The organism is Sphingopyxis sp., assembly GCF_051861155.1.
In the GTDB taxonomy this organism is placed as follows: Bacteria; Pseudomonadota; Alphaproteobacteria; order Sphingomonadales; family Sphingomonadaceae; genus Sphingopyxis.
In genome coordinates, this window is sequence record NZ_JBHYDE010000004.1 from 148453 (window position 1) to 162735 (window position 14283).

Annotated in this window: 11 protein-coding genes; 3 read left to right on the top strand and 8 right to left on the bottom strand. The window is 66.3% G+C overall.

Annotated elements, in window-relative coordinates; translation table 11 throughout:
- Positions 1–77: 77 nt before the first annotated feature.
- The gene (gene acs, locus ACTIFP_RS08920; RefSeq protein WP_439568362.1) at positions 78–2042 is read right to left on the bottom strand and encodes an acetate--CoA ligase; all 1965 of its coding nucleotides are present in this window, start codon (positions 2040–2042) and stop codon (positions 78–80) included.
- 108 nt (positions 2043–2150) lie between these two features.
- Between acs and amaB the strand changes: the two genes are divergently transcribed.
- Complete coding sequence (amaB, locus tag ACTIFP_RS08925) at positions 2151–3644, top strand: L-piperidine-6-carboxylate dehydrogenase (RefSeq protein WP_439568567.1); 1494 nt, start codon at positions 2151–2153, stop codon at positions 3642–3644.
- A gap of 115 nt (positions 3645–3759) precedes the next feature.
- Here amaB and ACTIFP_RS08930 read toward each other — a convergent pair whose 3' ends face one another.
- From ACTIFP_RS08930 to ispG, 3 genes are all read right to left on the bottom strand, one after another.
- Positions 3760–4242, bottom strand: coding sequence for a GNAT family N-acetyltransferase (locus ACTIFP_RS08930; protein ID WP_439568363.1), 483 nt, complete (start codon positions 4240–4242; stop codon positions 3760–3762).
- A 31-nt stretch (positions 4243–4273) separates the two neighbouring features.
- Positions 4274–5197, bottom strand: a complete 924-nt coding sequence (locus ACTIFP_RS08935; RefSeq protein WP_439568364.1) for a hypothetical protein — start codon at positions 5195–5197, stop codon at positions 4274–4276.
- A gap of 86 nt (positions 5198–5283) precedes the next feature.
- Positions 5284–6435, bottom strand: a complete 1152-nt coding sequence (gene ispG / locus ACTIFP_RS08940; protein WP_439568365.1) for a flavodoxin-dependent (E)-4-hydroxy-3-methylbut-2-enyl-diphosphate synthase — start codon at positions 6433–6435, stop codon at positions 5284–5286.
- A 264-nt stretch (positions 6436–6699) separates the two neighbouring features.
- Between ispG and ACTIFP_RS08945 the strand changes: the two genes are divergently transcribed.
- Both ACTIFP_RS08945 and creD read left to right on the top strand, forming a co-directional pair.
- Positions 6700–7449, top strand: coding sequence for a TorF family putative porin (locus ACTIFP_RS08945; protein WP_439568366.1), 750 nt, complete (start codon positions 6700–6702; stop codon positions 7447–7449).
- Positions 7450–7615: 166 nt separating this feature from the next.
- A complete protein-coding gene (gene creD / locus ACTIFP_RS08950) occupies positions 7616–9097 on the top strand; it encodes a cell envelope integrity protein CreD (RefSeq protein WP_439568367.1) in 1482 nt (493 codons plus the stop codon).
- Positions 9098–9211: 114 nt separating this feature from the next.
- Here creD and ACTIFP_RS08955 read toward each other — a convergent pair whose 3' ends face one another.
- The 4 genes from ACTIFP_RS08955 to ACTIFP_RS08970 form a co-directional block, all read right to left on the bottom strand.
- The gene (locus ACTIFP_RS08955; RefSeq protein WP_439568368.1) at positions 9212–10360 is read right to left on the bottom strand and encodes an alpha-hydroxy acid oxidase; all 1149 of its coding nucleotides are present in this window, start codon (positions 10358–10360) and stop codon (positions 9212–9214) included.
- Positions 10361–10484: 124 nt separating this feature from the next.
- Positions 10485–11756 carry an FAD-dependent oxidoreductase gene (locus ACTIFP_RS08960; protein WP_439568369.1) on the bottom strand — a complete coding sequence of 424 codons (1272 nt, stop codon included), beginning with the start codon at positions 11754–11756 and terminating at the stop codon, positions 10485–10487.
- Positions 11743–13404, bottom strand: a complete 1662-nt coding sequence (locus tag ACTIFP_RS08965; RefSeq protein ID WP_439568370.1) for an amidohydrolase — start codon at positions 13402–13404, stop codon at positions 11743–11745. The genes ACTIFP_RS08960 and ACTIFP_RS08965 overlap by 14 nt, the downstream gene beginning before the upstream one ends.
- Positions 13401–14279: an NAD(P)-dependent oxidoreductase gene (locus tag ACTIFP_RS08970; RefSeq protein ID WP_439568371.1), complete on the bottom strand. Its 879-nt coding sequence runs from the start codon at positions 14277–14279 to the stop codon at positions 13401–13403. Before ACTIFP_RS08970 ends, ACTIFP_RS08965 begins: the two co-directional genes overlap by 4 nt.
- Positions 14280–14283: the final 4 nt, after the last annotated feature.

Here is a 14283-nt window from a genome sequence, read left to right on the forward strand (position 1 = left end):
CGCCCCCGCGAAGGCGGGGGCCGCTATCGTTGCGCAAGGCGGCCAGCGGCCCCCGCCTTCGCGGGGGCGACGATCATTTAGCGATTCTTCCGTCCTTCGATCAACCCGTCGACGAGGCTCGGATCGGCCAGCGTCGATATATCCCCCAGCGACCCGAAATCATTCTCGGCGATCTTGCGCAGGATGCGGCGCATGATCTTGCCCGAGCGCGTCTTGGGCAGGCCGGGGGTCAGGTGGATATGGTCGGGGGTGGCGATCGGGCCGATTTCCTTGCGCACCTGCTGCTTCAATGTGGCCGCGACCTCGTCACTCGGCTCGACTCCGGCGTTCAATGTGACATAGGCGTAGATGCCCTGGCCCTTGATGTCGTGCGGGAAGCCGACGACCGCGGCCTCGGCGACCAGCTCGTGCAGCACGAGCGCGCTTTCGACTTCGGCGGTCCCCATGCGGTGGCCCGACACGTTGATGACATCATCGACGCGCCCGGTGATCCGCCAATAGCCGTCGGTATCGCGGCGGCAGCCGTCGCCGGTGAAATATTTGCCCTTATAGGTCGAGAAATAGGTCTCGGCGAAGCGCTGGTGGTCGCCATAGATCGTGCGCGCCTGCCCCGGCCAGCTGTGCGTGATGCAGAGGTTGCCCTCGGCCGCGCCGCCGCTCTGTTCGTCGACCAGCACGCCGCCCTCGGCATCGACGAGCTGCGGGCGGATGCCGAAGAAGGGATGGCCCGCGCTCCCCGGCTGCATCGCGTGCGCGCCGGGCAGGGTGGTGATCATGATCCCGCCGGTCTCGGTCTGCCACCAGGTGTCGATGACGGGGGCGCGGCCCTTGCCGACGATCTGGTGATACCAGCGCCACGCCTCGGGATTGATCGGTTCGCCGACGCTGCCGAGCAGACGGAGCGAGCCAAGGTCGTGGCGCGTCACATAATCGTCGCCCTCGCGCATCAGCGCCCGGATCGCGGTCGGTGCGGTGTAGAGGATGTTGACCCGATGCTTGTCGACGACCTGCCAGAAACGGTCGTGATCGGGGTAGTTGGGGACCCCTTCGAACATCAACGTCGTCGCGCCGTTCTGCAAGGGACCATAGACGACATAGCTGTGCCCGGTGACCCAGCCGATGTCGGCGCTGCACCAGAAGACTTCGCCGGGGCGATAGTCGAAGCCGTAGAAAAAGGTGCTGGCGGTCCAGACCGAATAGCCGCCAACAGTATGCAGCACGCCCTTCGGCTTGCCGGTCGAACCCGAGGTGTAGAGGATGAACAGCGGATCCTCGGCATCCATCGGCTCGCACGGGCAGCTGTCGCCAACGTCGGCCGAGAGCGCGTCGTACCAATGGTCGCGGCCTTCCTGCATCGCGACGTCGCCGCCGGTGTGCGAAATGACGAGCACGGCTTTTACGTCGACACGCTCCAATGCCTTGTCGACATTGGACTTGAGCGGAACGACCTTGCCGCCGCGCAGCCCCTCGTCGGCGCAGATCAACCAGTCGCTGGCGCAATCCTCGATGCGGCCGTGGATCGCTTCGGGCGAGAAGCCGCCGAAGACGACGCTGTGCACCGCGCCGATCCGCGCGCAGGCGAGCATCGCCACCGCACCCTCGGGGATCATCGGCATATAGATGGTAACGCGGTCGCCCTTCTGGACACCCAGCTTCTTCAGCGTGTTCGCCATGCGGATGACGTCGGCGTGCAGCGCGGCATAGCTGATCGTGCGCGTTTCTGCATCGGGCGCGTCGGGTTCGAAGATGATCGCGGTGCGGTCGCCATGGCCGGCGGCGACATGGCGATCGATGGCATTGTGGCAGAGGTTTAGGATGCCGTCTTCATACCATTTGATGCTGACGGGATCATAGGACCAGTTGGCGATTTTGGTGGGCGGCTTGATCCAGTCGAGCCGCTTCGCCTGCCCGGCCCAGAAGGTGTCGGGGTCGGCGACGCTTTGCGCATAGAGCCGGTCGTAATCGGCGGCGCTGCAATGGGTGCTGGCCGCGGCGTCGGCGGGGATGGGGACCAACGGTTCGGAGGGGGGTAGGTCGGACACGTCTGCTTCTCCCGCTTTCGATTTGACTCGCTTGCTGGCTGCGATAACCCGCGAGCCATAAACTGCAAGCGCGCGAACGCGTCGGTGAAGGGACGAAAAATGACAGAGATGGGCCAGCAGGTCGCGGCGCTGCTTGATCGACTGGGCGTCGACCGGCGCGCGTGGACCGATGGATCGATGCCATCGGTGACGCCGCTGACCGGCGAACAGCTCGGCATGGTGCAGGTCGCCGATGCCGCCCGGATCGACGATGTGCTGGACGCGGCGACGGCAGCGTTTCGCGCCTGGCGCCATGTGCCGCCGCCGCGGCGCGGCGAACTGGTGCGGCTGTGGGGTGAGGAACTGCGCGCCGCAAAGGAGGATCTGGCGAAGCTGGTGACGATCGAGGCGGGCAAGATCCCGTCCGAGGGGGCGGGGGAAGTGCAGGAGATGATCGACATCTGCGACTTCGCCGTCGGGCTGTCGCGCCAGCTTTACGGCCTGACGATTGCGACCGAGCGGCCGGGGCACCGGATGATGGAGGTCTGGCATCCGCTCGGCGTCGTCGGGGTGATTTCGGCATTCAACTTCCCGGTCGCGGTGTGGGCGTGGAATGCGGCGCTCGCGCTGGTCTGCGGCAACAGCGTGGTGTGGAAGCCGTCGGAAAAGACCCCGCTCACGGCGCTCGCGACACGGGCGATCTTCGAGCGCGCGGCGGCGCGGTTCGGCGATGCGCCCGAAGGGCTGGCGCAGCTGCTGATCGGTGGGCGCGAGGCAGGCGAGGAGCTGGTCGATGACAAGCGCGTGGCACTAGTGTCGGCGACGGGATCGACGCGGATGGGGCGCGCGGTGGCACCGCGGCTGGCCGGACGTTTCGCGCGCGCGATTCTGGAGCTGGGCGGCAACAATGGCACGATCGTCGCGCCGTCGGCGGACCTCGATCTGGCGCTGCGCGGCGTGGCGTTCGGCGCCATGGGCACGGCGGGACAGCGCTGCACAACGACGCGGCGGCTGTTCCTGCACGACAGCATCTACGACGGTTTCGTCGCCAAGCTGAAGGCGGCCTATGCCAGTGTCAGCGTCGGCAACCCGCTGGCGGGCGAGGTGCTCGTCGGGCCGCTGATCGACCGTGCCGCCCATGACGCGATGGAGGCGGCGCTGAACGCCGCGCGCGCCGCGGGTGGCGTCGTGCACGGCGGCGAGCGCGTCGGCGACGGCGACAGCTATTATGCCCGCCCGGCGCTGGTCGAAATGCCGTCGCAAACCGGCCCGGTGCTCGACGAGACTTTCGCGCCGATCCTGTACGTCATGCGCTATTACGACCTCACCGCGGTGATCGACCTCCACAATGATGTCACCGCGGGCCTGTCGTCGGCGATCTTCACTCGCGACCTGACCGAGGCCGAGCGGTTTCTGGCGCTCAGCGACTGCGGCATCGCCAACGTCAACCTTGGCACATCGGGCGCCGAAATCGGCGGCGCATTCGGGGGCGAGAAAGAGACCGGCGGGGGCCGCGAAAGCGGTTCGGATTCGTGGCGCCAATATATGCGACGCGCGACCAACACGATCAACTATTCAGACGCGCTGCCGCTGGCGCAAGGGGTGTCGTTCGACATCGATTAGCGTCGGCGTCGTTTAGAGCCTGACCTGAAGGGATCGAGGCGTCGTGGTTGCAGCCGCGGGCCAGCTGAACGCTATGCGCTCAACAGGTGGGGCGCGAGCAATTGACGGTCGTGTGTCAGCTGGTTTCGGCCAATCCGGTCAGCGCATCGCCATCGACGCGCATCACGGTCCACTCGTCCATCAACCGGGCGCCAAGGCTTTGGTAAAAGCCGATCGCCGGGGCGTTCCAATCGAGCACGCTCCATTCGAGCCGCGCGCAATCGCGCGTGAGGCAGAGCTGTGCCAGGTGGGCGAGCAGCGCCTTGCCGAGCCCCGATCCGCGCGCCGCGGGGCGCACGAACAGGTCTTCGAGGTAAATGCCCGGGCGTCCCTCGAAGGTCGAAAAATTGTGGAAGAACAGCGCGAAACCCTGCGGCGTGCCGTCGAGTTCGCCGATCACCACCTCGGCATAAGGGCGTGCTCCGAACAGCTTGTCGCCGAGCGTCGCATCGTCGAAGCGCACTTCGTGCGCCAGCTTTTCATAATCGGCCAGGTCGCGGATGAATGCCGCGATCAGCGGCAGGTCGGCGGGGGTGGCGGGGCGGATCGACACGGTCATGTCCGCCCTGTGTCGCGCGCCGCCGTCGCTGTCAAACCGTCAGCTTGTGAAGCGCGCAGCTGGTGGCGAAACCCAGCCCGCGTTTGAGCGCGGGATAGGCGGTGACGGTCGCCGCGGTCAGCGCCATTTCAAAGCGCGCGGGGCGTCCGTACAATGTTTCGACCCGCGCTCCATGGTCGTCGGCCGCAGCATCGTGGCGCGCGACGGCGGCGCCGAAAGCGAAGGCATCGGCCAGCTCGCACGGCGGATCGCCGGCGAGCAGCCGGTTGACCATATCGCGCGCGACGCCGTCGCCGATCGCGCCCCCGGCGGCGATCAGCGCGCAGGGACCGCAATCGGCGGCGAGCGTCGCGCCGATCCGCGCGGCGTGAAACGCGTCGGCGGGGGCGGCGTGGCGGTGCGCGGTGACCGGCATGAAATGCTGGAATTTTTCGGTGGCATGGCCCGGCGCAGCGACCAGATCGGCCAGATAGGGGCTGTTGCCGCCGGTCGCCTTGTCCGCGGCGCGCGCGAACAGCCGCGGCGGGATGCCCGCGGGGGCGATCCGCTGGCGCGCGAACAGGATCGCCAGGGCAGCGATCACCAGCAACGGATGCCCGACCACGCCCGGCGCGTCGGCCCAGAAGATCGCGGGGCCGCAGATCCCGGCGAGAACCTCATAGATGTGGAGCAGCCCGTGCAGCGTCAGCCATAGCCCGCCGACGAGCGCGGCGCGCCAGCGCAGCACCGGGTGGGCAGCGGCGTAGAGCAGGATCAGCCCCGAACCCAGATAGGCGAGGCCGATGTCGCGGATGAAATGCGCGTTCGGCGGCCCGGTGGTGATGACGGTGGGCAGGAAGACATACCATTCGAGCGGATCGGCGAGCATGAAGCCGCCATTGGCGATCGCCACGACCGCGGCGATCAGCAGCAACAGCTGAACCAGCCGGTCCAGCGCATCGAATTTGCCCAGCATCATGTTCCCCCTCGATTGTCGTGCGGGATACTTAGGCAGCGGCAGCCGCGGTGTAAAAATCTAAGATGTACTTGGGATCAGAACCCTCAGGCTGCCTTGCCGTGCGTCACGTCCATGCTCACCGAACTGCCCGCCTCGATCTCGGCCGCCTTGGCTTCGACCAGCTTGACGACATGCGCGATCATGTCGGCGTCGGCGATCGTATGGTCGGTGACCCCCGACAGATAGACCATATGCTTGCCGTTGCCGCCGCCAGTGATGCCGATGTCGGTTTCGCGCGCCTCGCCCGGGCCGTTGACGACGCAGCCGAGGACCGAGAGCGACATCGGGGTCTTGATGTGGCCGAGCGCCTCTTCGAGTGCCTGGACGGTGCGGATGACGTCGAAGCCCTGGCGTGCGCAGCTGGGGCAGGAGACAACGCGGACGCCGCGGGTGCGCAGACCCAGCGATTTCAGGATTTCGTAGCCGACGCGCACTTCCTCTTCGGGCTCGGCCGAGAGGCTGACGCGGATTGTGTCGCCGATGCCTGCCCACAGCAGGTTGCCGATGCCGAGCGCCGATTTGACGGTGCCGCCGATCAGGCCGCCCGCCTCGGTGATCCCGAGGTGGAGCGGGCAGTCGACCGCGTCGGCGAGCTGCGCATAAGCGGCGACGGCGAGGAAGACGTCGCTCGCCTTCACCGCGACCTTATAGTTGTGGAAGTCATGGTCCTGCAGCAGCTTGATATGGTCGAGCGCGCTTTCGACGAGCGCCTCGGGGCAGGGCTCGCCATATTTTTCGAGCAGGTCCTTTTCGAGGCTGCCGGCGTTGACGCCGATGCGGATCGCGCAGCCGTTCGTCTTGGCAGCGCGAACGACCTCGCCGACGCGTTCGGACGAGCCGATGTTGCCGGGATTGATGCGCAGGCACGCTGCCCCCGCGTCGGCGGCTTCCAATGCGCGCTTATAGTGGAAATGGATGTCGGCGATGATCGGGATGCGTGCGGCGCGGACGATCTTGCCGAGCGCCGCGGTCGATTCGGTGTCGGGGCACGAGACACGGATCAGATCGGCGCCTGCCTCTTCGCAGCGGCGGATCTGGTCGATCGTGGCCACCGCGTCGCTGGTCAGCGTGTTGGTCATCGTCTGGACGCTGATCGGCGCGCCGCCGCCGACGGGAACATTGCCGACCATGATCTGACGGCTCGTCCGCCGCGCGATGTCGCGCCAGGGGCGCAGGCCGGGGTTGTGATCGCTCATGGTCTCGGGCTCGACAAGAAAGGGGAGGATGCGCCGCTCTTTAGCGGTCCAGCCGGCGATTGGCAAAGCGCAAGCGTTGCCCGCGCAGCTGTTGCGCGAAAGACACACTCTGGCGCTGAATCGGCGGCGCCCGCAATTTTCGTTTGTGCATCGCAGCAAAATCGGCAATTTCGAAGCTGTTCGTCGTCACAGGCCCGTACGAAGAGGCGTGGACAGCGCACAGCAGGCTGGGACGATCCGTTTTTTTGTCTAGGGGGATCACCCATGAAGTTTCTTACCAAAGCGTGTTTCGGCATGCTGCTCGCCGCGTCGGCCATGTCGACGCCCGCTTTCGCTCAGGAAGAAGAAGCCAGCGGCCCGTTCTCGCTTTCGGGCGGCATTTCGGTCACGTCGGACTATCGTTTCCGCGGCATTTCGCTGTCGAACGAAAAGGCCGAGGTCCAGTCGACGCTGACCGTCAGCCATGAAAGCGGCTTTTACGCCGGCGCCTGGGGTTCGGGGCTTCCCGACAGCCCGCTGTACGGCAAATATGAGCTCGACCTCTACGCCGGTTTCGCGACCGAGATCGCCCCCGGCACCACCGTCGATCTTGGCGCGACCTATTATCTCTACCCCGGCAACCAGGACTTCGCCGGTGACAGCGATTATGTCGAAATCATCGGCAAGCTGTCGCACGACATCGGCCCCGTTTCGGCGACCGGTATGGTGGCTTATGCTCCCGACCAGAGCTCGCTGGGCGACGATGACAATATCTACCTGAACCTTGGCCTTGGTTACGGTATCCCCGAAACGCCGGTCACGCTGACCGCTGCGCTCGGTTACACCGACGGCGCGCTCGGCGCGCTGGCGCCTGGCGGCAACTACCTCGACTGGACGGTCGGCGCAGCTTTCGCCGCTGGTCCCGCGACCTTCACGGTGCAATATGTCGACACCGACATCAAAAAGTCAGGCATTGCCGCCATCGACACGCTTTACGATCCGCAAGTGGTCTTTACGCTGGGCTTTTCTTTCTGATCGCCTAGCGGGTCAGCGACCACACGCGAAGGGGGCGGCTTCGGGGGAGGCCGCCCCCTTTTTCGTGCGCGAAAGGGGGCGGGGGCACTCCACCGCAACACGCTTGACCGTGTCGGCGAACCGTGCAATTTCATCGACGAGTTGAAATAGCCGGAGTTTATCCCCCATGACTCAAAGCGTTTCCGTTCCGCCCGTCTCACCGTCAAATCCTCCAGCGCGCAGCGAGCGCAGTCCAGGCGTAAAGCTGGTGATCGCCGTGCTGATCGCCGTGGCGCTGATGGTCCCCCTCCTGATGATCTATGGCCTGCTCTGGGATCGCCAGCAGCAGGCCGAAACCGCGCAAGCCTCAATCGGTCAGGGCTGGGGTGGGCAACAGACGATCGCCGGGCCGGTGATCGTCATCCCCTATCGCGCCACCGAAACGACGACGGTGACCGAAAACGGCAAGGATGTGACGCGGACCGTCGACACGATCCGCAACCTCTATCTCTCGCCGCAAGCGAACCGCGCCGACGTCTCGATCAAGCCCGAAAAGCGCAAAAAGGCGATCTATGAGACCGTTGTGTATGAAAGCCAGATTTCGGGGAGCGCCGATTTCGTGCTGCCCGCTGACATCGCGCGCTTTGGCGTCGCGCGTGAGGCGCTGATGCTCGACCGCGCGGAGGTGCGGTTGGGGGTCAGCGACGCGCGCGGGCTGGTCGATGGCAACAGCGTCGCGGTCAACGGCACCGCGCTGGCGCTCCAGCCGGGCAAGGGGCTGCTCTCGACCGGCAATTCGGGCACCTTCGCCTTTGTCGACTGGACCGGTGCCGCACCGCTGAAGGTCGGCTACAAGATCGGGGTGCGCGGGCTGGGCGATTTCAAGCTGATTCCGCGTGGCGTCGACACGCGCTGGACGGTCAAGTCGAGCTGGCCGAACCCGAGCTTTGGTGGCGATTTCCTGCCCGCGAAACGCAGCGTGACGGAAAGCGGCTTTACCGCGACCTATGCCATTCCCAACCTCGCGCTGGGGCAAGCACAGGTGCTGACCGGTGACTTGTCACCGCCGGTAGCGACGAATTACGGCGCGCGCGGCGGCTCCGAATATCTGGAACCCGTCATCGTCGATGCATCGACGGCGCCCAACGCCGAGGACAACACATCGGGCGGCGTTGCCAAGGCGGTGGCGATCAGCCTGATCGAACCGGTCGACCTGTACAGCCAGGTCGATCGCGCGATCAAATATGGCTTCCTGTTCATCGGCTTCACCTTCGTCGCCTTTTTGATGTTCGACATCATCGCGGGCGCGCGGGTCGCGCCGGCCGAATATCTGCTGACCGGGATCGCGCTGGTGCTGTTCTTCGTGCTGCTGCTCGCGTTCGCCGAGGTGATCGGCTTTACCTTTGCCTATATGTTGGCGTCGGCGGCGATCATTGGCTTGCTGGCCTTTTACAGCGCCGCGGTGCTGAAAAGCTGGAAGCGCGCGCGGTTCCTCGCCGCGATGCTCATCGGGCTGTACGCGCTGCTCTATGTGCTGCTCAATCTCGAGGCCTATTCGCTGCTCATCGGGTCGGTGCTGATGTTCTTCGCGCTCGCGGGCGTGATGTATATGACGCGCAACATCGACTGGGGCGGGCTGGGCAAGAAGGATGAGGTGGCGGTGGCCTGAATAGTCCGCCGGTCATTGCGAGGAGCGAAGCGATGCGGCAATCTCCAGCTTGAAGCATCATTCAACGATGATGGCTGGAGATTGCTTCGCTTCGCTCGCAATGACGATGTAGTTTTACCGCCAGCGCAGATTGTGGGGGCCGAGATCCGACAGGGTCTTGGCCCCCATCAATTTCATCCCGCGCTCCATCTCGGCGCGCAGCAGGGCGATGGCGCGGCTCACGCCATCCTCGCCCGCCGCGGCTAGCGCGTAGAGATAGAGCCGTCCGCCCGAGCACGCCTTCGCACCGACCGACAGCGCTTTCAGCACATGGGTGCCGCGCGTGATGCCGCCGTCGCAGATCACCTCGATCTTGTCGCCGACCGCATCGACGATGTCGGCGAGCGCGTCGAACGGCGAGATGCTGCCATCGAGCTGGCGCCCGCCGTGGTTCGACACCATGATCGCGGTGGCCCCGATGTCGACCGCGCGCTTCGCATCCTCGACTGCGGCAATGCCCTTCAGGCAAAAGGGGCCGTCCCATTGCTTGCGGATCGCCTCGGCGCGCTTCCAGTCGAGGCTCTGGTCGAGCATCGAGGTGAAATAGTCGGCGACCGATTTGGGGACGCTCGACCCCTCCGACACATGGGTCGCAAGGTTGGGCAGGCTGAATTTTTCGCGAAGGACATAGTTCAGCCCCCAGCCGGGCTTGGCGGCGTAGCTCAGCATGTTGCGCGCCGTGAAGCGCGGCGGCGAGGTGAAGCCCGAGCGCAGGCAGCGTTCGCGGTTGCCGCCGACGATGGTGTCCACGGTAAGCGCGACGGCATCGAACTTCGCGTCGCGCGCGGCGTCGAGCATCGCCTGGTTGAGGCCTTCGTCGTGGTGGACATAGAGCTGGAACAGCTTTGGGCCGTCGGTCAGCGCCCCCGCTTCGGCCAGGCTGATGGTCGCCAGGCTCGATATGCCCGCCATCGTCCCGGCGTTCGCCGCGGCGCGCAGCACTGCGCGTTCGCCCTGCCAGTGGAACAGGCGCTGGAGCGCGGTCGGCGAGAGGAACAACGGCATCGCCATCTCGCGTCCGAACAAGGTTGTGCGCATATCGACGCGGTCGACCCCGGCGAGCACGCGCGGGATCAGGTCGCAATCGTCGAAAGCGGCGCGGTTGCGGCGGCGGGTGACTTCGTCGTCGGCGGCGCCGTCGATATAATCGAACACCGGCCAGGGCAGGCGGCGTTTAGCGAGCGCACGGAAATCGTCGATATTGTGGCAGTCGGTCAGGCGCACCCTTGCTTACCCCTCAAATCGTCATCCCGGCGAAGCCCGGGATCTCACCCTCTCGCCCTTCCGCACCGGCGAGATCCCGGCCTTCGCCGGGATGACGGGTGAGTGGTGGGCGCAGGTGGTCTCCTCAAAACACCGTCCGCGCCGCCACCGTCCCCTTGGTCGCGAAGCTGAAGCGCGGTTCGACCGCGAGCTTGGCATCGAGGATATGCGCCGCCACTCGTTTCCCCACCGCGGGGCCGTTCTTGAACCCGTGCCCCGATCCGCCGCCGACCAGCCAGACGCGTTCCTGCCCCGGAAAGCGGTCGATCAGATAGTCGCCGTTCGAGCTATTCTCATATTGGCAGACGCGCCCGCCGATCAGCGGCGCATTGGCGAGCCCGGGAAAGCGCCGCGTCAGATAGGCGCGCGCCTCGGCGATCCCAGCGGGCGTCAGCGTGCGGTCCATCGTGTCGGGGTCGATCACTGGGCCATGGACGTCGATGGCGATCTTGAACCCCGCGCCCTCAAGGTCGGGGATGCCATAGACGATGCGGCCATTGTTGAAATCGGCCCAGACCGGAAGTTCGGGCGGCGCGAAGCGCGTGTCGCCTTGGGGCGCGCCGAAATGATAGACCTCCTGCCGCGTCGCGACGATCTTGCCGCCCAGCTGCTGCGGGAAGAGTTCGGCGATCCATGGACCGGCGGCATAGACGAGGTGGTCGGCGGTGCCGCCGTCGGGGAGCGTGTGACGCCGGATGCGTTTCGAAAAGAGCGGTGCGGGCATGACGACGCGCTCGATCTCGATCTGGGCGTCGGCGATCACTTCCTGCACGCCGCGGCCCGCGATCAGCGCGCCGGCTTCGGTTTCGAGGATGCCGGTTTCGCCCTGATAGAATTGGATCTGGCGGTATTTTTCTTGCAGCCAGCGGACGTCGCCATGCTCGTGGCCGACGCGGTTCGCTTGCAGCCAGGCGAGCGATTGCGCGGTGTAGGCGTCGCCCTGCGGCGCAAACCACAGCACGCCGGTGTTGTGGAAGATCGGCGCGCTGGCGCTGTCGGAGAGGTCTTTCCAATATTTGAGCGAATCGCGCGCCATTTCGGAATAGATGGAGTCGGCGCCGTAGCCCATGCGGATGACGCGGCTTTCGCCGCCCGACGACGCGCGGGCATGACCGGCGCCATAGGCGTCGAACAGCCGCACCGTCTTGCCCGCGCGCAGCAGATGCCATGCGGTCCACGCGCCGAACACCCCGGCGCCAATGATCGCGACGTCGACATGCTGGACCTTGGGCTTGGCGGGTTTGCGCTTCTTTGGCTTGCGTTCCTTGCGCTCGGCCGCGGCGGCGGTCGCCGCGACGGGGAGGGCGGCGAGGCCGGTCAGCAGCGCGCGGCGGGTGGGGGCGTTATCGCCCGCCACCGGACGCCTCTTTCTTGTAATAGCGATAACCGCCGATCCAGGTTTCGAGCGGGACCATGCGGCGTATCTCGTCGGGGCTGGCGAGCATCGGATCGGCTTCGACGATCAGGAAGTCGGCGCGCATCCCCGGCATCAGCGTGCCGATGCGGTCCTCGGCGAACCCAGCATAGGCCGCGGTGCGGGTGAAACCGTCGAGCGCGACTTCGCGGCTGACCGCTTCCTCGGGGCGCCAGCCACCGAACGGCTGTCCCGCGGCGTCGGTGCGTGAGATTGCAGCGGCCAGCCCGGCGAACGGATTGGCGCTTTCGACCGGGACATCGGAACCGAAGGCAAGGCGGGCCCCGGCGGTCTGCAGGCTGCGCCAGGCATAGGCGCCCTTCAGACGGTCGGGGCCAAGCCGCGCTTCGGCCATCAGCCGGTCGGACGTCTGGTGGACGGGCTGCATCGACGCGATGACCTTGAGGCTGGCGAAGCGCGGGATGTCGGCGGGGTCGATGACTTGCGCATGTTCGATCCGCCAGCGGCGCTCACCGGGCAGGTCGGCAGTCAGGTCGGTGATCGCGTCGAGCGCTTCGGCATTGGCGGCGTCGCCGATCGCGTGGATCGCGATCTGAAACTTGTCCATCGACGCGCGCACCATCTTGTTACGCAGCTGCGCCGGGGTGAGCAACGGTAGACCCTTCTGGCCCGCCGCATCGCTGTAGGGCGCCTTCAACCACGCGCCGCGCGAGCCGAGCGCCCCGTCGAGGTACAGCTTGACCCCGACCATGCGCAGGCGATCGTCGTAGAGCCATGGCGTCGGTTCGCCGCCCGCGATCATCGCCATATTGTCGATGTCACCGCCATAGGAGAGGATGCGGACCGCGAGCTGCTTCTTGTCGCCGGCGCGGCGAAACGCCTGCCAGTCGAGGATCGACGTCCCCATGTCGGCGATCGCGGTGACCCCCTGGGCGAGCAGTTTCTGCTGCGCCAGATACAATGCGCGGTCGAGGTCGCGCGCCAGCGGTTTGGGCTTGGCGCCGTCGATCAGGCTCATCGCGGCGTCGACAAAGACCCCGCTCGGCTTGCCGCCCGCCATTTCGATACGGCCGCCGTCGGGCGACTTGCTCGCCGCGGTTACCTTGGCCGCACTCATCGCCGCGGTGTTCGCCCAGCCCGCGTGGCCGTCGATGCGTTCGAGCCAGACCGGGCGGTTCGGCACCGCGGCGTCGAGATCGGCCGCGGTCGGAAACCGCCCCAGACCCCATTTTTCCTGATTCCAGCCGCGGCCGATGATCCACGGCATTTCGGGATTGTCGGCGGCATATTTGCGGATCGCCGCCTGGGCTTCGGCGAGCGAATTCGTCTCGCTCAGGTCGAGCAGCATCAGCTGGAAACCCAGCCCCATGACATGACCGTGCGCGTCGATCAGCCCGGGGATCAGGGTACGGCCCTTGCCGTCCTCCTTGAAATCGGGGCGTTCGGGGCGCTTGTCCTTGCGGTCGAGCAGCTCCTTCACCTTGCCCTGGCTGTCGATGACCAGCCCGGTGAAGCGGACCAGCTTGCCGTCCTTGTCGAGCGTGATGCCGTTGACATTGTCGACGAGGGTGTCGGCGTGCGCGGGGGCCGCGAGGGTCAGCGCCATCGCGGTGAGAATAACACGGCTCATTTCGGTAACCTCGTGACTAGCGAACTGGTGTCCCGGCGGCCGTTGCCCAGTTTCTGCACATCGGCGTAAAATTGATCGACCAACCCGGCGACCGGGATCGTCGCGCCGTTCGACCGCGCCTCGTCGAGCGCGAGGCCCAGATCCTTGCGCATCCAGTCGACCGCAAAGCCGAAATCAAACTCGTCTTTCGCCATCGTGTCCCAGCGGTTGAGCATCTGCCAGCTTGACGCCGCGCCGCCCGACACCGCTTCGAACACCTTGGCGGTGTCGAGCCGCGAGGCTTGGGCAAAGCGCAGCGCTTCGGACAGGCCCTGGATCACCCCGGCGATCGCGATCTGGTTGACCATCTTGGTCGTCTGCCCCGCGCCGGGGCCGCCGATATGCACCATCCGCGCGGCATAGGCCTGCATCACCGGTTCGGCGGCGGCGAACGCGGCCTTGGTGCCGCCGCACATGATCGACAGCGTGCCGTTCTGCGCCCCGGCCTCGCCGCCCGATACGGGGGCGTCGACGCTGTGGATGCCCAGCCCTTCGGCCTCGACAGACAGCTGGCGCGCGATCCGCGCCGAAACGGTGGTGTGATCGACGAACAGCGCGCCCTTGCGCATCGCCCGGAACGCACCGTCGCGGCCCAATGTGACCTGCGCCAGGTCGTCGTCGTTGCCGACGCAGGTCAGGACGACATCGGCGTCCGTCGCGGCTTCCGCCGGGGTCGCTGCCGCCGCCCCGCCATGCGCCGACACCCAGGCGTCGGCCTTGGCGCGGGTGCGGTTATAGACGGTGAGGTCGTGCCCTGCGCGGGCGAGGTGACCCGCCATCGGGCCGCCCATGACGCCGGTGCCGATGAAGCCAATGCGCAATTTTTGTTCGTTCATGGGC

Coding starts and splice junctions, on each gene's coding strand:
- ACTIFP_RS08945 (WP_439568366.1), top strand. CDS start 6,700: ATGAAGTTTCTTACCAAAGCGTGTTTCGGCATGCTGCTCGCCGCGTCG.
- amaB (WP_439568567.1), top strand. CDS start 2,151: ATGGGCCAGCAGGTCGCGGCGCTGCTTGATCGACTGGGCGTCGACCGG.
- ACTIFP_RS08970 (WP_439568371.1), bottom strand. CDS start 14,279: ATGAACGAACAAAAATTGCGCATTGGCTTCATCGGCACCGGCGTCATG.
- ACTIFP_RS08930 (WP_439568363.1), bottom strand. CDS start 4,242: ATGACCGTGTCGATCCGCCCCGCCACCCCCGCCGACCTGCCGCTGATC.
- ACTIFP_RS08935 (WP_439568364.1), bottom strand. CDS start 5,197: ATGCTGGGCAAATTCGATGCGCTGGACCGGCTGGTTCAGCTGTTGCTG.
- creD (WP_439568367.1), top strand. CDS start 7,616: ATGACTCAAAGCGTTTCCGTTCCGCCCGTCTCACCGTCAAATCCTCCA.
- ispG (WP_439568365.1), bottom strand. CDS start 6,435: ATGAGCGATCACAACCCCGGCCTGCGCCCCTGGCGCGACATCGCGCGG.
- ACTIFP_RS08965 (WP_439568370.1), bottom strand. CDS start 13,404: ATGAGCCGTGTTATTCTCACCGCGATGGCGCTGACCCTCGCGGCCCCC.